Origin of the sequence: Sphingomonas sp. Leaf62, assembly GCF_001421915.1 — a bacterium.
Taxonomy (GTDB): domain Bacteria; phylum Pseudomonadota; class Alphaproteobacteria; order Sphingomonadales; family Sphingomonadaceae; genus Sphingomonas.
This window is the reverse complement of the sequence record NZ_LMLN01000029.1, coordinates 90765-114995: the sequence shown is the minus strand read 5'-3', so window position 1 is coordinate 114995 and position 24231 is coordinate 90765. Positions and strand designations below refer to the sequence as shown.

Here is a 24231-nt window from a genome sequence, read left to right as displayed (position 1 = left end):
GCAGGCCGGGATCCATGGATGCCGTCAGTTCGCGCATCTTTCGATATCCCGGCCTGCGCCGGGATGACGATGAGATCACCGGAACGGCGAGACTATCAGAGCAACTTCACCGCCACACTCTCTTCCGTCGAGCGCGTCAGCCGGTTGCGCAGCGGCAACGTGAACGGCGCGGCCTCGATCTCGAACACGTCGCCTTCCTCGGTCCGCACCCCGTCCGAGAAGGACAGCGTCGCCGTGCCGAAGAAATGGACGTGGATGTCGCCGGGGCGGCGGAACAGCACGTATTTGAAATGATGATGTTCAAGGTTCGACAGGCTGTGCGACATATTCGCCTCGCCCGACAGGAACGGCTTTTCCCAGATCGTCTCGCCATTCCGGACGATGCGGCTGGCCCCCTCGATATGCTCGGGCGGCGTGCCGACCAGCAGTTCGGGGCCGACCGATGCCTGCCGCAGCTTGCTGTGCGCCAGCCACAGATAATTGTGCCGTTCGGTCACATGGTCCGAAAATTCGTTGGCGAGCGCGAGGCCGATGCGGTGCGGCGTGCCGTCCGAACCAATCACATAGATGCCCGCCAGCTCCGGCTCCTCGCCGCCGTCCTGCGCGAAATGCGGCATGGTGAAGTCGCCGCCCGGCGCGACCATCTGCCCGCCATCGCCCTTGTAGAACCATTCGGGCTGCTGCCCGACCTGCCCCTCGGCCGGCTTGCCGCCCTCGACCCCTTCGAGGAACATCCGCATCGAATCGGTCTGGGTCGCGGCTTCGGCGGCGGCGCGGTGCATCTTGTCGCGGCCCTCGGCCGATCCGAGATGGGTGAGGCCGGTACCGGTCATGATGACGTGCGCCGGGTCCTCATGGTCGATCGGCGATCCGATCGCACCGGCATCGAGCAGCGCGGCGATATCGACCGCCTCGCCCTGCCCCAGCGCCGCGACCTCGTCGGCGATGCTGTGGCCGGCATCGATCGCGCGCAGCGCCAGCGCGCGGACGCTGTCGACGCCGGGGACGATGTGCGCAGCCGTTTCGGTCGCGGCGATCACGGCGCGCGACGGGGCGACGCGCTGCAACAGACGGAGAGTCATCGAAGTTTCCTTATGCAAAGACGTCGGTGTCGGCGGGGACGTCGTCGATCGGGTTGGTCACCTTCGATCCCCAAACCGCATAGAACAAGATGTACAGTTCGCAGGCGGCGGTCAGCAGGAACGACCATTGCAGGCCGTACCGGTCGGCCAGCCAGCCCTGCACCACCACCAGCGCACCGCCGGCGATCGCCATGATGAGCAGCCCCGACCCTTCCTCGGTCAGCGGCCCCAGACCCTTGATGCCCAGCGTGAAGATCGTCGGGAACATGATCGAATGGAACAGCCCGACGAGGATCAGCGACCACATCGCGGCCGGTCCCGACAGGAACGTCGCGCCGAGCATCACCACGAACGCGCCGATCGAGAAGAATGCCAGCACCTTGCCCGCATCGACCTTCTGCATCACGAAGCTGCCGACGAACCGGCCGACCATCATGCCGCCCCACAGGAAGGTCAGGTAGCGCCCGGCCAGTTCGTTGGTGACGTTGGCGATGTCGGGCTGGCTGACGAAGTTCACGAACAGGTTGGCGACGCCGATCTCGGCGATCAGGTAGATGAAGATCGCGGGCACGCCGAACACCAGATTGCGGTGGTTCCACAGCGAATGCTTCTTGCGTTCCTCCTTCGCCACGCGACTGGTCGACGATCCCATCGCCGGCAGCGGGAAGCGGGCGATGATGACCGCCAGCACGACCAGCACGATCGCGACCAGCACATAGGGCAGGATCACCGACTGCGCGTCGGCCAGCCGTTCGGCCTGGGTCAGCACCGTGCCCGCCTCCGACGTGCCGCCTTTCGACCGGCCGAGGATCAGATACGCACCGAACAGCGGCGCGAGCATCGTGCCCGCCGAGTTCATCGCCTGCACTAGGTTGAGCCGTGACGACGCGGTGGCCGAGGGACCGATCACCGCGACATAGGGGTTGGCCGCGACCTGCAGCAGCGTGATGCCGCTGGCGATCACGAACAGCATGATAAGCGTCACGCCATAGGAGGGCAGGCTGGCGGCGAGCACCATGCCCAGCGCCCCGGCCGCCATCACCAGCAACCCGATGACCAGCGACTTCTGATACCCGATTCGCTCGATCAGCTTGGCCGAGGGGATCGAGGCGAAGAAATAGGCGATGAACCACACGCTTTCGATCAGCGTCGTCTGGGTATAGTTCAGGTCGAACACGCTGCGCAGATGCGGCAGCAGCGTGTTGTTGATGACGGTGATGAACCCCCACATGAAGAACAGGCTGGCCAGCAGCGTCAGTGCGGGCGCGTAACTGGCGCCCGACGCGCCTTGTGGCACCGCGCCCTGGCGCGCGGATATTGGGGCCGGCATCCTCGTCTTCTCCCATTTTACGGCTGGCGGGACGGTTTGGTCCGTCGCATCGCTTGCCCAATTCGATTTTGTCTGACTATATGCGCCAACGCATGGCGTCAACGGCGCTTGATACGGGGAGGAAGCAGGGTGAAGACGGGCAGCGTCCGACTCACCTGCACGCACCCGGCTCGGTCGTCCGCGTTGCCTGCCCCCCGATTGCCCTTGTTCGTCCGTCCACTTGCTGCACCGGAATTTCCATGAACGACATGCCCCCCCTGCGTAGCCGCGCCTGGTTCGACAATCCCGACAACATCGACATGACGGCGCTCTATATCGAGCGCTATCTGAACTTCGGCCTGAGCCAGGAAGAACTGCAGTCCGGCAGGCCGATCATCGGCATCGCCCAGACCGGCAGCGACCTCAGCCCCTGCAACCGCCACCACCTCGTGCTGGCCGAGCGGCTGCGCGAAGGTATTCGCGAGGCGGGCGGCATCGTCCTCGAATTCCCGGTCCATCCGATCCAGGAAACCGGCAAGCGCCCGACGGCCGGGCTCGACCGCAACCTCGCCTATCTGGGTCTGGTCGAGGTGCTGTACGGCTATCCGCTCGACGGCGTGGTGCTGACGATCGGGTGCGACAAGACGACGCCGGCGTGCCTGATGGCCGCCGCGACCGTCAACATCCCCGCCATCGCGCTGTCGGTCGGCCCGATGCTCAACGGCTGGCACAAGGGCGAGCGCACCGGATCGGGGACGATCGTGTGGAAGGCGCGCCAGCTGCTGGCCGCCGGTGAGATCGACAACAAGGAATTCATCCGCCTCGTCTCGTCCTCCGCGCCCTCGACCGGCTATTGCAACACGATGGGCACGGCGACGACGATGAACTCGCTGGCCGAGGCGCTCGGGATGCAGCTACCCGGTTCCGCCGCGATCCCCGCGCCGTATCGCGACCGGCAGGAAATCGCGTACCGCACCGGCCTGCGCATCGTCGACATGGTTCGCGAGGACCTGAAACCCTCGCAGATCCTGACCAAGGACGCGTTCCACAACGCGATCAAGGTCAATTCGGCGATCGGCGGTTCGACCAACGCCCCGATCCATCTGGCGGCGATCGCCCGCCATATCGGTGTCGACCTGCCGATCGAGGATTGGCAGGAACAGGGCCACAAGGTCCCGTTGCTGGTCAACCTGCAACCCGCCGGCGAATATCTGGGCGAGGATTATTACCGCGCGGGCGGCGTGCCGGCGGTCGTGCGCGAACTGATGGGTGCGGGCCTGATCGCCGAGGACGCGCTGACCGTGAACGGCAAATCGATCGGCGACAATTGCCGCGACGCGACGATCGAGGACGAAAAGGTCATCCGGCCGTTCGGCCAGCCGCTCAAGGAAGAAGCCGGCTTCATCGTGCTGAAGGGCAATCTGTTTGACGCGGCGGTCATGAAGACCAGCGTGATCGGTCCCGAATTCCGCGAACGCTATCTGTCCAACCCGAACGATCCCGAAGCGTTCGAAGGGCCGGCGGTCGTGTTCGATGGCCCCGAGGATTATCACCACCGTATCGACGATCCGTCGCTCGGCATCACCCCCGAAACGCTGATGTTCATGCGTGGCGCGGGGCCGATCGGTTATCCGGGTGCCGCCGAGGTCGTCAACATGCGCCCGCCCGCCTACCTCATCACCGAGGGCATCAGCGCGCTGCCGTGCATCGGCGACGGACGTCAGTCGGGCACGTCGGGATCGCCCTCGATCCTCAACGCCTCGCCCGAAGCGGCGGCGGGCGGCGGCTTGGCGCTGCTGCGCACCGGCGACCGCGTCCGCATTGATCTGGGCAAGGGCCGCGCCGACGTGTTGCTGGCGGACGAGGAACTGGCCGCACGCCGCCGCGAGCTCGAAGCGGCCGGTGGTTATCAATATCCGGCCTCGCAGACCCCGTGGCAGGAAATCCAGCGCTCGGTCGTCGGCCAGATGTCGACCGGCGCGATCCTCGAAGGGGCGGAGGCGTATCAGCAGATCGCCCAGACCCGCGGCCTGCCGCGCGACAACCACTGAGACAAAACCCCCGGACGCTGATCCATCCGACGGGAAACGTCACCCCGGCAAAGGCTGGGGTCTCCAGCGGCTCCTGCCGAATACTGTCACCGGGAGATCCCAGCCTTCGCTGGGATGACGTCCGATTCGATATGGATGGATCAGATTCCACGGACCCCCGCGCCGGCAGGGGTCCAGGGCGGCAATCAAAACGGCCGGTTTCAAACAAGACCGTTCGTGCTGAGTAGGGGCTGAGCGAAGTCGAAGACCCGTATCGAAGCACTTGTGCCACGGGTCCTTCGATACGCCATTTCGACAGGCTCAATGCCTGTCCTGAGCGACTGCCGCAGGCAGGCAGTCGAAGGGGCTACTCGGGACGAACGGTTACTGGCCAATGCAGCCCGTGACGCAGCAACCTACCGCCGCCTTACCCCCGCGTAGCGTCGAACCGCGCCAGCTCATACCCGATCGACGCCTCGACCAGCCGCTCCCACAGATCGGCGACCACCGCATCGGGCACGCCGGCCTCCGCCGCCGCCGCCCGCGCGTTCGCGATCACCTGTGCCTTGCGCGCCTCGTCACGCACCGCTTCGCGGCCCGGCTTGATGCGGGCGGCGGCGTCCATATAGGCAAAGCGCCGCGCCAGCAGCGCGACCAGTTCGCGGTCGACCTGATCGACGCCGGCACGGACGTCGGTCATGGTGGTGCAGTCGGGGCCGGGCAGGATCGTCATGCCCCGCGCTGTGGCGGCTGCGCTGCGGCTTGTCCAGCTTGACTCCGTCGGGGCATCCGGCTAGGCGCGCCCCTTCGCAATTCGGCCCCGCATTCCCGGTGAAGCGGTGGCCCCGGTCGCAAGGCCGGCGGCGAATACCGGGAGCCGCGATCGTCCGCGTGGATGGTCAAACGTTACTGCAATTGCATTGGATTTACGATGTCGAAGCGCTCCAGCGCCAAGTACAAGCTCGATCGCCGTCTTGGCGAGAATATCTGGGGTCGTCCCAAGAGCCCGGTCAACAAGCGTGAATACGGCCCCGGCCAGCACGGTCAGCGCCGCAAGGGCAAGATGTCGGACTTCGGCACCCAGCTGCGCGCCAAGCAGAAGCTGAAGGGCTATTACGGCGACGTCACCGAAAAGCAGTTCAAGCGCACCTACGAAGAAGCGTCGCGCATGAAGGGCGACACCGGTCAGAACCTGATCGGCCTGCTCGAACAGCGCCTCGACATGATCGTGTACCGCGCCAAGTTCGCGCCGACCGTCTGGGCCGCGCGTCAGCTGGTCAGCCACGGCCACGTCCGCGTCAACGGCGTGAAGTGCAACATCGCGTCGCGTCGCTGCTATGTCGGCGACGAAATCTCGCTGGGCACCAAGGCGCAGGAAATGGCGCTGGTCCTCGAAGCGCAGACCCTCGCCGAGCGTGACATCCCCGAGTACATCGGTGCCGAAGGGACCAAGGTCACCTTCACCCGCGTTCCGACGCTGGACGAAGTGCCCTATCCGGTGAAGATGGAACCGAACCTCGTGGTCGAGTTCTACTCGCGCTGATGCAAGACGGCAGCGAAGCTGCCGGCAAGCTCTCACCCAGCGCGAGCGGCCGGCGCTGCTACAGCAGCGACCGACGACGCGGGCTTGGCCCGCGGCGCTGACAGAAACGAAAGGGCGGCTCCGCAAGGAGCCGCCCTTTTCGTACCTGCGGCCCGCCGATGACCGAGGAACCCGATGGCCGTTGTTGAAGAGGACGGAGATCCGAGAATGCCGAAGGCCACTCGATAGCGGAACGCTTCGCGCTGACAGATTGCCAGTCCGAACGCGGACGACGCCGGGGATCAGATGGTTCGCGTCAGCAGATCGATGAAGCGGCGAACTTTCGGGGCGAGGTAGCGACGACTCGGGTAGATGATGCTGATCGGCACCGGGGCGGCGGCATAGTCCGCCAACAGCGTGACCAGACGGCCATCGGCCAGATCGCGGTCGACGAGGTAGCTCGGCAGGAACGCCAATCCCGCACCCGACACTGCCACGTCGCGTAGCGCTTCCCCGCTGTCGAGCGAGAGGCGTGCGTGCGGTTTCACCTGAACGATCCCGCCTTCGACAACGAAACGCCAGGCGCGCTTTTGGCCGGCACTCACGTAATTCAGGCAGGTGTGGCCGGACAGATCGTCGGGATGCTGCGGTGCCGGATGGGTCGACAGATAGGTGGGGCTCGCGACGACCACGTCATGCTGATGGGTCAGCGTCCGGATGATGAGGCTGCTGTTATCGCGGGTTTCGCCAATTCGGATCGCAAGATCGATTCCGTCTTCGATGATGTCGCTCACCCGGTCCGTAAAGCTCACGTCCGCCTTGAGCCTTGGCCACGACGCGATAAAATCGTTGAGCAGCGGCAGGACCATGAGACGTCCGAACGTCATCGGCGCGGTCATCCGGAACAGACCCTGCGGCTCGCCGCCGCCATCCGACATCGACAATTCCGCTTCTTCGAGGTCGGCAAGGATCTGCGTGCAGCGATCGAGGAAAAGGCGACCGTCGTCGGTCAGGCCGAGGCTGCGTGTCGTCCGGTGGAATAGCCGCACGCCCAATCGATCCTCCAGGCGGGCGACGCTCTTGGCAATGCCCGATCGCGTCATCGAGCGCGCGCGTGCTGCTCCTACAAAGCTTCCGGCTTCGGCTGCTGCCACGAAGGCGACGATATCGTTGATATTGCCCGGTGCCATCAGACGCCCCTGTTCCTCCGCAGTGTCGACGCGCGCTCGCCAATGAATGGACTATATCGATGATCTGAACAAATCTACGACATCAGGAGCAAGTGAAATGGCGTTCAACGACATTGTGACGCACCGCCTCCAGCAATGGGCCGAAAGCCTGCGGGACCTTGGTCCCGTCATCCTCGGCGAAAACACCGACGTGACGATCGACGAAATCCGCCAGTCCTATGTCCGCAAGATGGCCGAGCACCCGACCCCGGCCGACGTACGGATCGAGCAGATCGATATGGGTGGCGTACCCGCAACGCTCATCACACCGGAAAACGTCGAGCGCGACGGCGTGCTTTTCTATATCCACGGTGGTGCGTACATCGTCGGCGGGCCGGGCGGGTATCACGGGCTGGCTGCCGCGTTCGCAAAGGCGATGAAGGTGCGCGTCTACCTGCCGGACTACCGACTGGCGCCGGAACACGCCTTCCCCGTTCCGATCGAGGATACGTTCGCCGCCTACCGCTGGCTCATCGATCAGGGGCAGAACCCGAAATCGGTAACATTCGCCGGGGACTCCGCAGGTGGAGCGATGGTCGTATCGGTGATGGTCATGGCGCGCAATGCCGGCGTACCGCTGCCAGCCGGCGGAGCGGCGCTCTCGCCATGGGCGAATCTCGAGCATACCGGCGCTTCGATGTTCAACCGCGAGGGACTGGACAAGCTCAACACGAAGGCGGGCCTCGATCTGATGGCCCGGACGTTTCTGGGCGACGCACTGCCCAACAGCCCCGAAGCGTCGCCGGTCTTCGCCGATGTCCGTGGCCTGCCGCCCATCATCGTACAGATCGGGGAGGGCGAACTGATGCTGAGCGACGCCATCCGCCTTGCCGCGCATCTGGGCGAGAACCGCGTATGCGTCTCGCTGGAAATATGGCCGGGCATGTTCCACGTCTGGCACATGTTCCACGCCGAACTGGCCGAAGGGCGGGAGGCAATTGCGAACGCGGCAGCATTCCTCGATCAAGCCGTCACGACGGCTTTGGCAAAATAGGTAGGCAGGCGCGCTACGCATGGATCATGCATAGCGCGCCGTTCGCCGGCTCCGGCGATGCCGGTCATCTTGCCGCCAGCATCGACAGCCACGTGGAAACCGCCACGCTCAACGACGCCGAGGTCCGGCGGGCCGACACCATCAGCACGATCGCCGACTATCCGGCTCGCCGGGTCGCTGACTTGCCGACCTGGAACTGCCGCCCCGCCTGACACGGTGCGCTCGCGGGACGCTTGCCGGCTGCACGCTCGCGCCGACCTCGAAAACGACAAGCGGGTCTACCGCATCATGGCGGCGATCCGCTCCGACCTGCGCTGGCGTCCGGACGGCTTAGAGTTCGCCTGCTGGAATGGGGGGCGTTACACAAAAGGGGCACAGATGTGCGCTAGGGTCCGGTGACGGGGGTGCTGTTGCCCTCGCTCCGTCGATGGGACTGCGCAAGAGAGGATGGTAGCCCACAGCCCGAAGGGTCGACCGCGACGATGGCTGGCAGCGTCGACGATGCCTTACCTGCTCGCTCATTTCGCCAAGAGCCAGCTATGGCACGCCAGCACGTTGTTGTTCGCCTTCTTCCTGACCGAGGCTTGCGGACTTGGTGCCAGATCGATGGGCTCGATCATGGCCGGGTCGCTCGCCCTCAACGGCGCAATCGATGCCGCGCTCGGCCTGCGGTGGCGTACGAGGGTGGTCAGTACCGTCGAAGCCTTGCGTCTTCAGGCGTGGGGTGCGCCGGTGACCTGCCTGTTCTTCCTGCTGTTCTGCGCGACGCCGTTGATCGCGCCCGGTTTCCGACTGGCCTGGGCTCTCGCGATGCTGGTGGCTTTTCGAGCCAGCTATCCCAGCATCGACGTACCCCAGAACGCCGTGGTCGCGCTTGCCGCTCTCACCGATGATGCGCGATGCGCATTGCTCGCCAGACGCAACATCGCGTCGGGACTTGCAGCTCTTGCCGTGGGAGGGCTTGCCGCGCCGCTCCTGATCGAAGGTCGCGGCGCTTCTGTCTGGATCGTCTGGGCAGGATGCCTCTCGATACTCGCCTGCGGCACCGCATGGCTGTTGCGGCGTACGGGAATGACCGGTGCCGGCGCTTCGGCGGCATCGGAAGCGCATTCCATGCAGAGGTTGCCATTCGTCGTGATCCTCGCGGCGCTCACCGTGATGATGACGGGCACCGCGATCTTTCGCACGCTGGAGCCCTATCATGCGGCCTTTGCCGGCAATGGCGTGGGGCTGCTGCTCTGGGCAGCGGTCGGCGGACTGGTCAGCCAGATGCTTTGGTTCGCCGGGCGGCACAGGATCGGCGTTACCAGCATTCTGATGATTGCCGCGTCGCTTCTGGGGCTGGCAGCCGCCGGCCTTCTGCAGGCGACATCGCCCGGCGCGGTCACGGCAGGCATGGGGTTCGGCATGGGAACCGGCGGATTATGGCTGGTGCTGTGGTCGGCGATGATGAACCACGCGGCAACGGGACGAGCCACCGTCTATGTCGGTGTTTTTACCGGCGTATCGAAATGCGCACAGGCTGCGGCCCTGTTGCTGCTCAGCCAGGTGCTGGCGGCCTCCCCCTATCGCGATACGCTGGCCGATCCGTGGTCCGTGCCGTCGCTGCTGATGGTCGGCGCGATCGGAGCGATCGGAGCGACGGCGCTCGCGCTGGCATACGCATTCAATCGAACAGCGTGCGATGAAAGACGAGCGACGCCGCACCCAACGGTCCGGCCAGATCGGGTTCCAAGCTAGCGACATCGAGCAGCGTCATCGGCGCGCGTGTCGCGCGCCGGTCGGTCAGCGTCGTTTCCGGCCATTCCACGGCATCGACGATCCGACGCGCGAGCACGCGCGGCAGACGGCCGCCCAGGATCATGGCCTCGCAATCCAGCGTGCGGCGAAGCACCCCGAACAGATAGGAAAAGCTCGGCTGATGCTCGGCCAGCCAGGCTTCGACGCCGGGCCATGCCGGATCGAACCGTGCGACCATGTCGGCGATCCCTGCGGTCGGCACGGCGTGGTCGGCCAGACAGGCACGCAACGTGGCGAGATTGGGCGTAACCCGCCCCGCCATCGGAAAGAGGCCCGCGATTTCTCCCGCATTGCCGTGTCGCCCGCGCATCAGCATGCCGTCGACGATGATCCCGGCGCCGAAGCCCGACGCGACGTTGATGTAGCAGGAACTGCCATAGCGGGAGCCGACGCCGAGCATCCGTTCACCCAAAGCCGCGGCGCTGGCGATATTCTCCACCACGACGGGCAAGGCGAGCCTGCGCGATGCGTCCGCGCGCAGATCGACCAGTGCCCAATCCTCCAGTTCCCCGGACGGATTGACCATGTCGGGTCCGACGAAAAAACCCGCGACGGCGATGCCGAGGCCGTTCAGCCGGGATGGTTCGATGCCCAGCGAAGACAGCGCTTCGGTCCCGAACGCCGCTGCGGCGTCCAGCAGGGCCGCGCGGGGCATTCCCGGCATCGTGATCTCGGCGCGTGCCCGAACGCATCCCGCCAGGTCGAGCAGGACGACATCGGCGCGATCGGTCATCACCGACAGGCCGAGGGCAAAGGCGGCGTCCGGTACGATATGGATGATATTGCTGGGTTGTCCCCGCCCTGCCGCGACGGTTTCGCCGGCACGGGCCAGTCCGGCAATCTCCAGTTCCTCCGTCGCGCGGAATATCGCCGTGCCGGAAAGACCCGTCTCGCGGATCAGGACCGCACGCGAGACGCTGCCATGCCGTCTGATCGCGGCGAGCACGGTGCGCGCGCGCGCGGAAACGCCTGCCGCTTTCATGAAACGCCTCTTCATCATGTGCCGTCGCTAACGACCGCGACGAAAATCCGCCAGTTTCGCCGCACTGTCAAATTAATATCATACAACGTGATATATATACCGTGGCAGGAAATGGGGGACTGATTCGAAATGCGTTACCAAAGCCGCTGGGTTCACGGCCTGCTTGCAGGCACCATGCTGACCAGCACTGCCGCACTGGCGCAGTCGTATGCGCCTGCCGTGGGTCCCGACCAGTCGGCAGTCGCCGACGCCGGAGACGGTCAGGATATCGTCGTCACCGGCTTTCGCGCTTCGCAGCGTTCGGCGACCAGGGCCAAGCGTGACTCTGCCGTGATCCTCGACGCCGTGTCGCAGGACGATGTGGGCCGGCTGCCCGACCTCAACATCGTCGAGGCAAGCCGCCGGATCACCGGCGTTTCGGTGGTCGGCGGTGCCGATCCGACCAAGAACCGCGACATCTACCAGCGCGCGACGATCCGGGGGCTCGATCCCAAATACAATCTGGTGACGATCGACGGCATTCCGCTGGCCTCGCCCGACTGGGTGTTCCGTGGTGCGCGTCTGGACATGCTGCCGTCGTCGCTCGTGTCGCGGATCGAGGCGATCAAGAGCGTCACCGCGCAATATGATCCGCACGCGCTGGGCGGGCAGATCAACATCGTGTCGAAGAGCGCCTTCGACGGTCGCGGCGACCGGTTCTTCGTGATGAACGCCAATGGCGGCTACAACGACACCACCGGCAAGCTCATCCGCGATGGCGGAGCGTCGATCCGAACGGATGCAACCGGCGCGCTGCGCTTCGGTGCCGACCGGACGTTCGGGGTCGTCGCGTCGGTGGAATATCAGCGGTTGCCGTCCAGCGCGCGCGCCGAACTGCCGGGCGACAGCAACGGCGCGGGTTGGTCGTATTTCACCGCGGCGGGCGCACGGACGCCGTTCCCGAACCGGTCGAACGGTTTGCTGGTGCCGGTGCGCAACCAGGATTATTTCTTCGAGAACATGCGAACCCGGCTCAGCGGCAATCTGAAGCTGGAATGGAAGCCCGACGCTGCGACCGACGTGTCGCTGTTCGGTGGCTATTACCGCGACAAGGATACCGAGACACGGTATGAAATCCTGACGTTGCCGACCGGTGCGCCCACCGCCGTCACCGCGACGAGCGGCGCGTTCGCACAGGGCGATCTTCAGCAGGGGCTGACCTATCAGCCGGTCCAGCGGGATACCTGGCTGATCGATGCGAAGGGGCGGCATGATTTCGGCGACGGCGTCGTGCTCGACACGACACTGGCGCGTTCGAAGGCGCAGTATCGCGAGCTGCGCGAGATGATCAAATACGACACCAATCCGCGCGCCGGTACGTCGTCGGCGGGATTCCTGCCGGCGTTCGGTTATGGCTATACCATCACCAACGGTCGTCCGCGGCTGACGATCAACAATATCACGGCCGCGAACGATCCCGACAGCTACCGCGCGCTCTATTATCGCAGCATCAACCGCGATCTCGATTCCACCGTCGATTTCGGCAAGGTCAATCTCGGCATCAACGCGACCACCGACGATCGGGGTTTCGGGGCCAATATGGGCGCGGCGGTCACGCGCACCGACCTGTCCTACGACCAGCGCTACACCGAATATGTCCCCGCCACTGTCGCAGGGCAGACAACCGCCGGGACGCTGCGCGGCATCCTCTACGACACGAATCCGACGGCCTATCTGACACCAGCGGTTCGCTATCTCCTGATCGACCGGCCGGCGGCATGGCAGCGTTTCGACGCCAATCGCGGCGCGTTCACCACCACCGATCAACGCGCCAACAACGCCGCCGACGACTTCCGCGACCTGGAAACGACGAAAGCGGTCTATGCGCAGGCACTGTTCCGCGCCGATCGGTTCGATGTGCAGGCGGGCGTCCGTTACGATGCGACGAACCTCGTCATCGATACCAACGCCCCGGTCCGAGCGGGCGCATCCGACTATCGATCGACACGGCGCACGACCGACTATGCCTATTGGCTACCCTCGGCGCTGGCGACCTACCAGCTTGGCGACGGGATGCGGGTACGCGCGGGCGTATCGAAGACGATCGGCCGCCCCGATTACAGCCAATATGCCGCCCGCACCTCGTTCGGGATCGGCACCGACGGCACGCTGACGATCAACACCGGCAACCCCGATCTGAAACCGCGCGAGGCGTGGAATTACGACCTGTCCTACGAATGGTATATGGGCGCGGGCATGCTGTCGGTCGCCGGGTTCGTGAAGGACATCCGGAACGAGATCTTCACGAGCAGCCAGCAAGGTCCGGTCACCACCTTTCAGGGCGTGACGTATCAAAGCGTCTTCGTCAGCACGCCGCGCAATGCCGCCGGGGCGAAGATCAAGGGGCTGGAAATCGGCTATACGCTGGATCGTATCGCCGCGCTGCCGGGCCTTGGCTTCAACGCGAACGTCACGCTGCTCGACGGATCGTACCGCCAACCGGTCAGTGCCGCAGGCGTCGCGGCCGGTCTGCCCGCAACCCGCGAGACGAGCGGGCTGATCCAGCAGCCGGACTATATCGCCAATCTCACCGTCTTCTACGCCACCGGGCCGGTCGAACTGCGCGCCTCGTACAACCGTATCGGCCGCGCGCTGCAATCGGCGGACGGCGACACGCCGACGCGCGACCTGTATCAGGAGCCACGCCAGCAGATCGACGTGCAGGCACGGATGGCCGTGCGCGAAGGTGTGGAACTGGTCGGGCAGGTCCAGAACCTGACCAAGGCGCCGTTCGTCGTCCGGCAAGGCACGGGCCGCGACTATCTGAACTACTATTTCCCGGTCGGGCGCACGTTCTGGCTCGGCCTGTCGTGGAAGCCGAACTGGTGAAGCGGGCATCGCTCCTTCTCGTGCTGGCGGGACTTTGCGCGTCCCCCTCACCGGCCCTGCCCGCTGACGGGCAGCCGGCGGACACCGTGCGGATCGTCCTGAAGTTCGTGAAGCGCCGTCCCGCAACCGGACCCGTCGCGCGGTTCGATCCGGCGTCCTGCCCGTCCTGCACGGCGGTCGCCACGCCCCTGTTCAATGCGGAGAATGCGCGCGAGACGGTCATCGCGCTGAACGTTCCGCGTCGACGGTCGCTGGAACTCGCCTTCCGGGGGGCGGGCGACGCCGTGCGCCGGGTCATTCTGGAGGGTGGCGACCTGCCGTTCGAGGCGGACGGAGGGCGCATCATCGTGCCGGTGCCGCCGGTTGCCGTGGACGCGGTGACGGCGGGGGAGGTCGCGACGCACATCGTCGAGCCGGGCATGGTCCTGCGTTTCGAGCATGCCGATCCGGCGCGACGGGCCGGATTCTATGCGACGGGGCCGTTCCCCGACGTGCAACGCCGCGCCGCCAACGTCCTCGAATTCGCGCAACGCGAAGTCGTTCGCGAACTGGGGTTGGGCGAACAGGTCGAACGGGAGCATCTGGGGCGTATCCAGATCATGGGGTTCGACACCAACGCCCCCCATGGTCACACCGACGCCCCGCCGCACATGCACATGCATCTGCGCTGGCCGGGCAATACGGGAACGCAGATCGGGCATTATTATATCGGTGCCGATGGCCTGCTGACCCATAATCAGGTGGGCGTGAAGGACATTCCCGGCAGGGAGCGCCGGTTCGAACGGGGCGAGCCTTTCACGACGGTGGGTCCGAACGGCCACGGGGTCTATACCCACCGCATCACGACCGAAGGCTGGCTGGAACTCGGCCGGGCCGGAGATGCGCCGTGTCTGATCCGGCCTGACGGCGGAACCGGGTTCGGGTCGGGTGCGACGATCCGGTGCGCCGGCCACCCGGAAGTACGTATCAGGGTGGAGGACGATCGATCGCGCGGCGTCATCACCGTGGCAACTGGCGATGTAACCGAAACCTTCCGGTACGACATCGACACAGGGGCATTGATCTCGCCCGCCGCCGTCACGCCGCCCGGCCCTTCCGTCTATCAGGACGGGTCCGCCGACCCGATACCGACCAGATGATCGTCGATGCCGACCAGCAGGGGATGTCCGGCGGACGGCGCGGGCCGATCCAACCGATCCCGACATATGCCAGATCTGCACGACGAACCCTGTCGCCTTGTTCTGCCATGCGGGAACCGGGCTTCAAGGGTTTGTCGCCCATGCCGGTGGGCTGATATCGTCGGCCGACGACCGGCGATCGGTCGACCTGCAACGTCGCGCGCCGGTGGTGTGGAATGCGACCCGAAGCAGTCACCATGACTTGCTGCCGGAAACCATGGTACCGCATTCGCCTCTCGCCAGAACGGGGTGCCGTGTGAAACGATTTGAAGGCTGGATCGTAACACTGCTGGTGCTCGCCCTCCCGAATGCGGCGACCGCGCAGTCGACGGCTGTTCCGTCGGTGACCGCCACCGCGGGACCGGTGATCCATCAGGCCCAGGTCGAGGCACGCATTCCCTTCGCACCGCACATCGTGACCGGCAGCGACGGACAGACGCATCTCGCGTACGAGTTGCGGATCACCAGCTTCCAGTCCGATGACAACCCGCTCAGACTGATACGACTGGCCACATTCACCGGCGCCGACACGGTCGCGTCGAGCGTCGTCGAGGGCGCCGGCCTCCAGCGACTGCGCAACAAGCCGCTGCAGAGGGCGACCCCATCGACAGCCTGCCGATCGCATCGGGCCGCACGCTGTCGCTGTTCCTGTGGCTGACCCTGCCCGCCGGGACGAGGACCGCGAGCCTGCGGCACCAGCTGACCTTCGTGACGGCCAAGGGTGAGATCCAGCGCGCCGACGACGTACGCGCGGCTGTCGTCGAAACCCCGGCCGTCCGGATCGGTCCGCCCCTGCGCGGGGGACGCTGGCTGGCGGTCGACGGGCCGGGCAATCCCCTGTCGCATCACTGGGGCAGTCCCGTCGCGATCAACGGCAAGTTGTCCATTCCGCAGCGGTTCGCGATCGACTGGTTCGGGCTGGACAACGGCAACCATTCCCTGCGCAGCAAACATGCAGCGCTTACCGACACCGTCGACGCGGATTGGGTGGGCTACGGCAAGGACGTTCTCGCCGTGGCCGATGGCGTCGTCGTCGATGCCCGTGACGGCATTGCCAACGGCGAACCGCTGCGCCCGCTGGAAACGCCCGACGACCTTACCGCCCGCACGTTGTACGGCAATTTCGTGATCCTTGCGATCGCACCCGGCGTCTATGCGCATTACGCCCATCTCCGGCAGGGCAGCGTGACCATGCGCCCCGGAATGCACGTCAGGAAGGGCGACGTGATCGGCCGCCTCGGCCAGACCGGTGCCGCTGGCGCGCCCCATCTCCATTTTCACATCAGCGACCGGGCGACGTTCGAGGGATCGGAAGGGCTCCCCTTCGTCATCGATGGCTTCACCCTGTATGGACGGGAAAGCGTCGAGGACAGCTTCGACCCGACGATAGCGCGCCCGCTTGCAACGCGGCCGGCATCGCACACGAACGAAATGCCCCTCGACGGTGACATCCTGGGGTTTCGCTGAACGATTTGTTGCCGCCGCCTTCCCGATCGGGAACCTCCTGGCGGCAAATTAACGCTGCCGACCGCATGGATACGCGCCCCCTCGGAACGGTGGGTTTCCCATAATCCGTTCCCGAATGCTTCTTCCCGAAATGGTGCATCGAATATGGGATATCGGGACCGACGGAGAGGCCGATCAGGGTCGGGCACCGATATGGAACGGGCTGGCCCCAGCTGTAATCCGCGCAAGGCCGGCGGTGGCCGGCGCCACCCCCGATCGGAACGGCGAGTGACGTTCGCCGGGGCCGACGAACAGGACCAGAATAGTCACTTTCCTACAGCGCCACGAAACGCCACGATCGCGCAGGGTTCGCTCGCCCACCGTTCTTTCCCATCGCCGCTACGTTTGAGAAACAACCGCGCCGCCAATTGCGTGCGAGTGTGACCTTTGTGACCTTTGGCTTGCGCGCTACAGCCCGCTCGCGCGCAACTGCGCCCGCAAATTGGCCCGCATCCGCTCGTCCACCGGCGGCAGTTCGCGCGCGCTCTTGCCCTTGCGCAGCCGCGCCCGGTCGCGCTCGTCGGGCGACACCACCCGCACCCGCACCGGCACCACGCCGGCCCCCCGCACGCCCAGCGCCTCGGCCGCACCGCGCGACAGGTCGAGGATGCGCCCGCGCCCGGTGAACGGCCCGCGATCATTGACCCGCACCAGCACCCGCCGCCCGCTGTCGAGCGCGGTCACCTCGACATAGCTCGGCAGCGGCAGCGTGGTGTGCGCGGCGGTGACCCAGCCGGGCCGGAACCGCTCGCCATTGGCGGTGCGCCCGCCCGACTCGCTGCCATACCAGCTCGCCAGCCCCAGCATGTCATATGCCGGATCGACGGCGGGCGCATAAGTGACGCCGCGCACCTGATAGGGCCGACCGACCTTGACCACCGCATCGCTGACCGGCCGGTACCCGCCACCGGCACAGGCCGAGAGCAACAGGGCGGCACAGGGCAGGAGCGAACGTGCAAGCATGGCATTGCCTCCTAGCGCACCACCGCCCCCTTGCCGACCCCCGTCCGCGCCCGCTAGTCCCACGGCACCCCAAGGAGACGCCCCATGAAGACCCGTGCCGCCGTCGCGTTCGAAGCCAAGCGCCCGCTCGAAATCGTCGAACTCGACCTCGAAGGCCCCAAGGCCGGCGAGGTGCTGATCGAGATCATGGCGACCGGCATCTGCCATACCGATGCCTATACGCTCGACGGGCTCGACAGCGAGGGGCTGTTCCCCTCGGTGCTCGGCCATGAGGGCGCGGGGATCGTGCGCGAAGTCGGCGCGGGCGTGACCAGCGTCGCGGTCGGCGACCATGTCATCCCGCTCTACACCCCCGAATGTCGCCAGTGTAAGTCGTGCCTGTCGGGCAAGACCAACCTGTGCACCGCGATCCGCGCGACGCAGGGCAAGGGGCTGATGCCCGACGGCACGACCCGCTTCAGCTACAAGGGCCAGCCCATCTATCATTATATGGGCTGCTCGACCTTCTCGAACTTCACCGTCCTGCCCGAGATCGCGGTCGCCAAGATCCGCGAGGACGCGCCGTTCCAGACCAGCTGCTATGTTGGCTGCGGCGTCACCACCGGCGTCGGCGCGGTGGTCAACACCGCCAAGGTCGCGCCGGGCGACAACATCATCGTCTTCGGTCTGGGCGGCATCGGGCTGAACGTGTTGCAGGGCGCGCGGATGGCCGGTGCGAACATGATCGTCGGCGTCGACATCAACCCCGCGCGCGAGGAATGGGGCCGCCGCTTCGGCATGACCCATTTCGTGAACCCGAAAGATATCGACGGCGATATCGTGCAGCATCTGGTCGCGCTGACCGATGGCGGCGCGGACTATACGTTCGACTGCACCGGCAACACGCAGGTCATGCGACAGGCACTGGAGGCGTGCCATCGCGGCTGGGGCACCAGCATCATCATCGGCGTGGCCGAAGCGGGCAAGGAGATCGCCACCCGTCCGTTCCAGCTGGTGACGGGGCGCAACTGGCGCGGCACCGCGTTCGGCGGGGCGAAGGGCCGGACCGACGTGCCGAAGATCGTCGACTGGTACATGAACGGCAAGATCGAGATCGACCCGATGATCACCCATGTCCTGTCGCTGGACGAGATCAACAAGGGCTTCGACCTGATGCATGCCGGGGAAAGCATCCGCTCGGTCGTCGTCTATTGATTTGGTTTTGACAGGTGAAATTTCTTCGCGAATATAAGCGGAGAGAGGACACGCGATGACCGCAGGGCAGCGTCCCGCCAAGCTCGGCTTCGGCGGAGCGGCGATCGGCAATCTATATCGTCCGGTCGGCGCGGATGCTGCCCGGGCGACGATCGACGCCGCATGGGATCACGGCATCCGCGCGTTCGACACCGCGCCGCATTACGGCTTCGGCCTGTCCGAACGACGGCTGGGCGATGCGCTGGCGGCGCGCGACCCGGACGGCACCGCCTTCGTGTCGACCAAGGTCGGACGCGTTCTGCAACCGGTGCCCGACCGCGATCTCGCCACCGAACGACAGGGATTCGTGTCGCCCGAGCCGGTCGAGAGCGCGTTCGACTATTCGCGCGACGGCGTACTGCGGTCGTTCGATGCCAGCCGCGGCCGGTTGCGGCGCGATCGCATCGACCTGTTGCTGGCGCATGATCTCGGCGCGATGACCCATGGTGCCGATGCCGCCGCACGGATGGCGACCTTTCTCGACGGCGGTTATCCGGCGATGCGGAGCTTGCGCGACGCCGGCGCGATCGGCGGGATCGGCATCGGCGTCAACGAGATCGCGGTGTGCGAGGAACTGCTCGATCGGGTCGAACTGGACGCGATCCTGCTCGCCGGCCGCTACACGCTGCTCGAACAGGGCGCGCTCGACACGCTGCTGCCGCGCTGCGAGGCGATGGGCGTCCGCCTGATCCTCGGCGGGCCGTATAATTCGGGCATTCTCGCCACCGGCACCGGCGGCGACGCGCGCTATAACTACGAAGCGCCGCCGGCTGATATCGTCCGCCGGGTCGATGCGATCGCCGCGATCTGCGCACGCCACGCCGTGCCGATGGCGGCCGCGGCGCTGCAATTCGCGATGGCGCATCCCGCCGTCGACACCGTCATTCCGGGCATGGCCGACGCGCAGGAAGTCGCGCAGGCGGTGACGCTCGCCACCCTGTCGCTGCCCCCCGCGCTGTGGCACGATCTGGTCGACGCCGGTCTGGTCCGCGCCGACGCCCCCGTTCCTTCCTCGGAGACCGCATGACCCGTCTGTCCGGCAAAACCGCCATCGTTACCGCCGCCGCGCAAGGGATCGGCCGCGCCGCCGCCGAACTGTTCGCCCGCGAAGGGGCGCGGGTGCTGGCGGTCGATATCAACGCCGACGCGCTCGCGACGCTGGATGGCTGCGAGGCGCACGTCGTCGACCTGCTCGACGCCCAGGCGATCCGGGATTTCGCCGGCCGGGTCGGCGCGGTCGATATCCTGTTCAACTGTGCGGGCTTCGTCCATGCCGGCACGATCCTGACCACCGAAGAGGCCGACTGGGACTTCAGCTTCGACCTGAACGTCCGCGCGCAATACCGCCTGATCCGTGCGCTGTTGCCGGCGATGATCGACGCGGGCGGCGGATCGATCGTCAACATGTCGTCGGTCGCCAGCCATGTGATCGCGGTGCCCAACCGCTTCGTCTATACCGCGTCGAAGGCGGCGGTGATCGGCCTGACCAAGTCGGTGGCGCTCGATTTCGTCGGACAGGGTATCCGCTGCAACGCGATCTGCCCCGGCACCGTCCAGTCGCCGTCGCTCGAGGAACGCATGGCCGCGACCGGCGACGCCGACGCCGCGCGCGCGTCGTTCACCGCCCGCCAGCCGATGGGGCGGCTGGGCCGGGCGGAGGAAATCGCCGAACTGGCGCTGTACCTTGCCTCCGATGCATCGTCCTACACCACCGGCGCGGTGCATGTGATCGATGGCGGCTGGTCGAACGCATGATCCATGTCCTGACCCTCGACCTCGCCGACGACGAAGCCGCCATCGCCGAGTACGAATACTGGCACCGGCCGGGCAACGTGCCCGCGCCCGTACTGGCGTCGATCCGCGATGCGGGAATCACGCAGATGGACATCTATCGCACCGGCAACCGGCTGGTGATGACGATGGTCGTCACCGATGCGTTCGATCCTGTGGCCAAGGCCGCCGCCGACCTCGCCGATCCCGACGTCGTCGCATGGGAAGCGAAGATGGGCCAGTTCCAGCGGGCATTGCCGCACGCTCCCGATGGCAGCCGCTGGACGCCGATGACGCGCATCTTCCGCCTGACCGACCACGCATGACGCAGCGGTCGGGCCTGTCACCGTCCGGCGCTGCTGATATCAACGACGGGTCGCCGTGCGTCTCGCCGGACCGTCGGCGCTGACGACAAGAATGGACCCGGACTTCGCCGGGCGGAGAGGAAGCCATGCCGATCCCGATCATCACCGCCCCACCGCCGCCGTCCGGTGCCTCCGGCGATCCCGGCGCGCGTCGCTTCATCACGCCGGGGTTCGGCGTCGGCTTTGCGGTGGTGGTCAGCCTGTTCTTCCTCTGGGCGCTCGCCAACAACTTCAACGACATCCTGATCCGCCAGTTTCAAAAGGCGCTGGCGCTGAACCGGGCGGAGGCGGGCTTCATCCAGTTCGTCTTCTATCTCGGCTATTTCCTGATGGCGCTGCCCGCCGGAATCGTCATGCGCCGCTTCGGGTATCGCGCCGGCATCCTGGCGGGCCTCGGCCTGTATGCAGTCGGCGCGCTGCTCTTCTATCCGGCGGCGGAAATCCGCGAATATGCCGGGTTCCTCGCTGCGCTGTTCGTGCTGGCGGCGGGGGCGGCGTTCCTCGAAACGGCCGCCAACCCCTATATCGTCGCATTCGGCGATCCGGCGCGGGCCGAACAACGGCTCAATCTGGCGCAGGCATTCAATGGTCTGGGCGGTGCGATCGCCCCCAGCATCGGTGCATTGTTCATTTTTTCTGGCGTCGAGCATGATCGTGCGACGCTCGACGCGATGGCTCCCGCCGCGCTCGAAGCCTATCGGGCGAGCGAAGCACAGATGGTGCAGCTGCCCTATCTGGTGCTGGCCGGGGTCGTCATCCTCATCGCGATCGCGGTGGCGGTGGTTCGCCTGCCCGATATCGCCCATGATACGCGCGGAGGCACGCTGGCGGGGCTGAAGTCGGTGATCGGTGTCCGGACGCTGCGCTGGGCGGTCGTCGCACAATTCTTCTATGTCGGGGCGCAGGTCGGGGTGTGGAGCTTCTTCGTCGATTTCGTGAAGTCGTTGAGCCCCGCGACGCCCGAGCGCGACGCCGCCTATCTGCTGTCGATCAGCCTCGCGCTGTTTCTTGCCGGGCGGCTCGTCGGGACGCTGTTGATGCAGAAGGTCGCGGCGACGCGGCTGCTGGCAGGATTTGCGCTGGCGAACATCGTGTTGACGCTGGTCGCGGCGCTGGCCGGGGGCATGGTCGCGATCGGGGCGCTGCTGCTGACCGGCTTCTTCATGTCGATCATGTTCCCGACAATCTTCTCGCTGGGGGTGCGCGATCTGGGACCTCAGGCGACGCTGGGCGCACCGCTGATCGTGATGGCGATCATCGGCGGCGCGCTATTCCCGCCGGCTATGGGATTGCTGAGCCACGATATCCTGTCGATCCAGACGACGATGCTAATACCGTGCCTGTCATTTGCGGTCGTGCTGGCGTTCGCATTGGCGATGCGTCGAAACGCCGTTTCAGGGGGGTAGGCACATGCGATACGGGCGGGCGGGGTTGGCGGGCGCGGCGCTGTGGCTGACGGCGGCGGCACCCGATCCCGGTGTCGAGGCGGCGGTGCGCGCCGCGCTGGCCCAGGCCCCGGCGGGAACGCGGTTCGGCTTGGTCATCCGCGATGCGGCGGGCGTCGAGCGCGTCGCGATCGACCCCGACCATCGCTTCGTACCCGCTTCGAATACCAAGATTTTCACGACCATCGCCGCCTTTGCCCATCTGGCGGTGACGGGGCCGGACGATGCCCGGACGGGCGTGCGGACCGAGGGGCATGACGTGGTGCTGGTGGGTGCGGGCGATGCGCGGCTGTCGTCGGCGGAGGATTGTCGCAGTAATTGCCTGACCACGCTGGCCGATGCGGTGGCGGCAACCACGCGGGTGGTGGGGGACGTGATCGGCGACGACAGCCGGTTTCCCGACCAGCGCTGGTCGCCGGGCATGGGGTGGAACAATATCGCCACCCGGTCGGGCACCGGCATTTCCGCGCTGTCTCTGGACGATAACGAACTGGTCCTGAACGTCCGTACCGAGGGTGGTCGGGCAGTGGTAAGCGGTTCGGATTATTACCGGATCGACAACCGGGTGACGGTCGGGACGCGCAACGCCATCGGCTATGACCGGATGCCGGGCAGCGATCTGCTGCGGGTGTCGGGGACGGTCGCCACGGGGGACGGCGAGCGCATCCGGGTGGGGATCGACGACCCCGCGCACTATGCGGCGTGGAAGTTTGCGAAGGTGTTACGTGACAGGGGGGTAAGGGTCACCGGCAAGGTGGCGGTGCGCCACCGGCCCCATGTCCCGGCGGAGGACGGGGCAGTCGTCGAACGTGGCACATTCCCGCCGATGTTGGCACAGGTGCAGCCCGGACCGCTGGTCGAGGACATCGCGCTCACCAACAAGGTCAGCCAGAATCTGCATGCCGAACTGTTGCTGCGCCGGATCGGCGCGGTTCGGGGAACCGGATCGATCGCCGACGGGCTGAAGAAGGTCGGCGCGATCATGACGCTGGCCGGCGTGCCGCGCACCGCATGGGATCTGTCGGACGGGTCGGGTATGTCGACCTATAACCGGGTCAGCCCGCGGGCGATGGTCGCGCTGATCGGCTGGGCACGGGCGCAACCATGGGGCGCGGCGTGGCTGGAGACGCTGCCGGTCGCAGGCGTCGACGGCACGCTGGCGCGGCGGTTCCGCGATACGCCGCTGGCGGGCAGGCTGCGCGCCAAGACCGGATCGCTGTCGGGTACCTCCGCGCTGGCGGGGACGATGACCGCAGCGAGCGGGCAGACGCTGACCTTCGCGCTCTATGCCAACGACATTCCCGAAGGCGCGTCGGCGACGGCGGCGATGGATGCGGCGTTGAGCGCGGCGGCGGCGGGGCTGTAGCGCGGGGGACGGGGTTCTCGACGGACGCTTCTCGACAGGCTCGAAGCTGCTCGAACCGAACGGTATCTTGATGGGAAGGGGAGCAGACGCCCCCCCTCCCGGTCAATGCTTGCGGGGGATCATGTGCAGCACGCCGGCGATGATCGCGCCGATGACGATACCGACCACTGCCGACAGCGCGGCGTTGCCGATCCAGTTCGCGACACCGCCGATCGCGGGCAGCGCCTCTGCGGCGTGATGCGCGATATCGTGGATAAGGTGCGGCAGGGCGACCAAGCCGAACTCCTCCATACCGTGCACGATGATCTGCCCGCCGACCCACAGCATCGCGGCGGTGCCGATCAGCGCCAGCGCCTTCAGCAGTACCGGCATCGCCTTGACCAGTCCGCGCCCGATCGTCTGCGCGACAGCACTGGAACGACGGACGAGCGCGAGGCCGATATCGTCCATCTTCACGATCAGCGCGACGACGCCGTACACCCCTACCGTGATCGCGATGCCGACCGCCGCCAGCACCACCGCCTGCATCCACACCGGCATGTCGGGCAGCTCGTTCAGCGCGATGATCATGATTTCCGCCGACAGGATC

The 24231-nt window shown here is 66.2% G+C and carries 22 protein-coding genes; 15 read left to right on the top strand and 7 right to left on the bottom strand.

Annotated elements, in window-relative coordinates:
- Positions 1 to 95 precede the first annotated feature (95 nt).
- Together araD1 and ASE91_RS14850 are read right to left on the bottom strand one after the other, a co-directional pair.
- Positions 96 to 1082: an AraD1 family protein gene (araD1, locus tag ASE91_RS14855; RefSeq protein ID WP_056627415.1), complete on the bottom strand. Its 987-nt coding sequence runs from the start codon at positions 1080 to 1082 to the stop codon at positions 96 to 98.
- A gap of 10 nt (positions 1083 to 1092) precedes the next feature.
- Positions 1093 to 2412: a sugar MFS transporter gene (locus ASE91_RS14850; protein WP_056002699.1), complete on the bottom strand. Its 1320-nt coding sequence runs from the start codon at positions 2410 to 2412 to the stop codon at positions 1093 to 1095.
- Positions 2413 to 2651: 239 nt separating this feature from the next.
- Between ASE91_RS14850 and ASE91_RS14845 the strand changes: the two genes are divergently transcribed.
- The gene (locus tag ASE91_RS14845) at positions 2652 to 4442 is read left to right on the top strand and encodes an IlvD/Edd family dehydratase (RefSeq protein WP_156357868.1); all 1791 of its coding nucleotides are present in this window, start codon (positions 2652 to 2654) and stop codon (positions 4440 to 4442) included.
- Positions 4443 to 4848: 406 nt separating this feature from the next.
- Here ASE91_RS14845 and ASE91_RS14840 read toward each other — a convergent pair whose 3' ends face one another.
- Positions 4849 to 5154, bottom strand: coding sequence for a chorismate mutase (locus ASE91_RS14840; RefSeq protein WP_056627412.1), 306 nt, complete (start codon positions 5152 to 5154; stop codon positions 4849 to 4851).
- A gap of 198 nt (positions 5155 to 5352) precedes the next feature.
- Here ASE91_RS14840 and rpsD point away from each other — a divergent pair, with 198 nt between their 5' ends.
- Positions 5353 to 5964 carry a 30S ribosomal protein S4 gene (rpsD, locus tag ASE91_RS14835; RefSeq protein WP_056398950.1) on the top strand — a complete coding sequence of 204 codons (612 nt, stop codon included), beginning with the start codon at positions 5353 to 5355 and terminating at the stop codon, positions 5962 to 5964.
- 281 nt (positions 5965 to 6245) lie between these two features.
- On the opposite strand, the gene ASE91_RS14830 is transcribed toward rpsD, so the two are convergent.
- Positions 6246 to 7133, bottom strand: coding sequence for a LysR family transcriptional regulator (locus ASE91_RS14830; protein WP_056627409.1), 888 nt, complete (start codon positions 7131 to 7133; stop codon positions 6246 to 6248).
- Between the two features lie 97 nt (positions 7134 to 7230).
- Between ASE91_RS14830 and ASE91_RS14825 the strand changes: the two genes are divergently transcribed.
- The 3 genes from ASE91_RS14825 (at position 7231) to ASE91_RS14815 (ending at position 9906) form a co-directional block, all read left to right on the top strand.
- Positions 7231 to 8166 carry an alpha/beta hydrolase gene (locus tag ASE91_RS14825; protein ID WP_056627407.1) on the top strand — a complete coding sequence of 312 codons (936 nt, stop codon included), beginning with the start codon at positions 7231 to 7233 and terminating at the stop codon, positions 8164 to 8166.
- Positions 8167 to 8192: 26 nt separating this feature from the next.
- Entirely contained in the window at positions 8193 to 8378 is a 186-nt protein-coding gene (locus tag ASE91_RS14820) for a hypothetical protein (protein WP_056002684.1), read from the top strand.
- Positions 8379 to 8667: 289 nt separating this feature from the next.
- Positions 8668 to 9906 carry an MFS transporter gene (locus ASE91_RS14815; protein ID WP_056627404.1) on the top strand — a complete coding sequence of 413 codons (1239 nt, stop codon included), beginning with the start codon at positions 8668 to 8670 and terminating at the stop codon, positions 9904 to 9906.
- Here the strand turns inward: ASE91_RS14815 and ASE91_RS14810 are convergent.
- Positions 9833 to 10948, bottom strand: coding sequence for an ROK family transcriptional regulator (locus ASE91_RS14810; RefSeq protein ID WP_235530507.1), 1116 nt, complete (start codon positions 10946 to 10948; stop codon positions 9833 to 9835). The genes ASE91_RS14815 and ASE91_RS14810 overlap by 74 nt on opposite strands.
- Before the next feature lie 174 nt (positions 10949 to 11122).
- On the opposite strand from ASE91_RS14810, the gene ASE91_RS14805 reads away from it, so the two are divergent.
- The 4 genes from ASE91_RS14805 (at position 11123) to ASE91_RS14790 (ending at position 16461) form a co-directional block, all read left to right on the top strand.
- A complete protein-coding gene (locus ASE91_RS14805) occupies positions 11123 to 13816 on the top strand; it encodes a TonB-dependent receptor (RefSeq protein WP_056627398.1) in 2694 nt (897 codons plus the stop codon).
- The gene (locus ASE91_RS14800) at positions 13798 to 14955 is read left to right on the top strand and encodes a hypothetical protein (protein WP_156357865.1); all 1158 of its coding nucleotides are present in this window, start codon (positions 13798 to 13800) and stop codon (positions 14953 to 14955) included. Before ASE91_RS14805 ends, ASE91_RS14800 begins: the two co-directional genes overlap by 19 nt.
- 295 nt (positions 14956 to 15250) lie before the next feature.
- Positions 15251 to 15652 carry a hypothetical protein gene (locus tag ASE91_RS20010; RefSeq protein ID WP_056627395.1) on the top strand — a complete coding sequence of 134 codons (402 nt, stop codon included), beginning with the start codon at positions 15251 to 15253 and terminating at the stop codon, positions 15650 to 15652.
- Between the two features lie 50 nt (positions 15653 to 15702).
- Positions 15703 to 16461: a M23 family metallopeptidase gene (locus ASE91_RS14790; protein ID WP_056627392.1), complete on the top strand. Its 759-nt coding sequence runs from the start codon at positions 15703 to 15705 to the stop codon at positions 16459 to 16461.
- A 447-nt stretch (positions 16462 to 16908) separates the two neighbouring features.
- Here the strand turns inward: ASE91_RS14790 and ASE91_RS14785 are convergent, their stop codons facing one another.
- Entirely contained in the window at positions 16909 to 17463 is a 555-nt protein-coding gene (locus ASE91_RS14785) for a septal ring lytic transglycosylase RlpA family protein (protein ID WP_056002669.1), read from the bottom strand.
- An 84-nt stretch (positions 17464 to 17547) separates the two neighbouring features.
- Here ASE91_RS14785 and ASE91_RS14780 point away from each other — a divergent pair, with 84 nt between their 5' ends.
- From ASE91_RS14780 to dacB, 6 genes are all read left to right on the top strand, one after another.
- On the top strand, positions 17548 to 18657 hold the full coding sequence (locus tag ASE91_RS14780) for an S-(hydroxymethyl)glutathione dehydrogenase/class III alcohol dehydrogenase (RefSeq protein ID WP_056627390.1): 1110 nt from the start codon (positions 17548 to 17550) through the stop codon (positions 18655 to 18657).
- 55 nt (positions 18658 to 18712) lie between these two features.
- A complete protein-coding gene (locus ASE91_RS14775; protein WP_056627387.1) occupies positions 18713 to 19723 on the top strand; it encodes an aldo/keto reductase in 1011 nt (336 codons plus the stop codon).
- A complete protein-coding gene (locus tag ASE91_RS14770; protein WP_056002662.1) occupies positions 19720 to 20451 on the top strand; it encodes an SDR family oxidoreductase in 732 nt (243 codons plus the stop codon). The genes ASE91_RS14775 and ASE91_RS14770 overlap by 4 nt, the downstream gene beginning before the upstream one ends.
- Positions 20448 to 20792 (top strand): L-rhamnose mutarotase, encoded by a 345-nt coding sequence (locus tag ASE91_RS14765; RefSeq protein WP_056627384.1) that lies wholly within the window; start codon positions 20448 to 20450, stop codon positions 20790 to 20792. Before ASE91_RS14770 ends, ASE91_RS14765 begins: the two co-directional genes overlap by 4 nt.
- A 125-nt stretch (positions 20793 to 20917) precedes the next feature.
- Positions 20918 to 22237 carry an L-fucose:H+ symporter permease gene (gene fucP / locus ASE91_RS14760; RefSeq protein ID WP_082454056.1) on the top strand — a complete coding sequence of 440 codons (1320 nt, stop codon included), beginning with the start codon at positions 20918 to 20920 and terminating at the stop codon, positions 22235 to 22237.
- A 4-nt stretch (positions 22238 to 22241) separates the two neighbouring features.
- Positions 22242 to 23642 (top strand): D-alanyl-D-alanine carboxypeptidase/D-alanyl-D-alanine endopeptidase, encoded by a 1401-nt coding sequence (gene dacB / locus ASE91_RS14755; protein WP_056627381.1) that lies wholly within the window; start codon positions 22242 to 22244, stop codon positions 23640 to 23642.
- 102 nt (positions 23643 to 23744) lie between these two features.
- Here dacB and ASE91_RS20735 read toward each other — a convergent pair.
- Positions 23745 to 24231, bottom strand: a 487-nt coding sequence (locus ASE91_RS20735; RefSeq protein ID WP_235530506.1) for a DUF808 family protein, incomplete at its 5' end; no start/stop codon positions are given.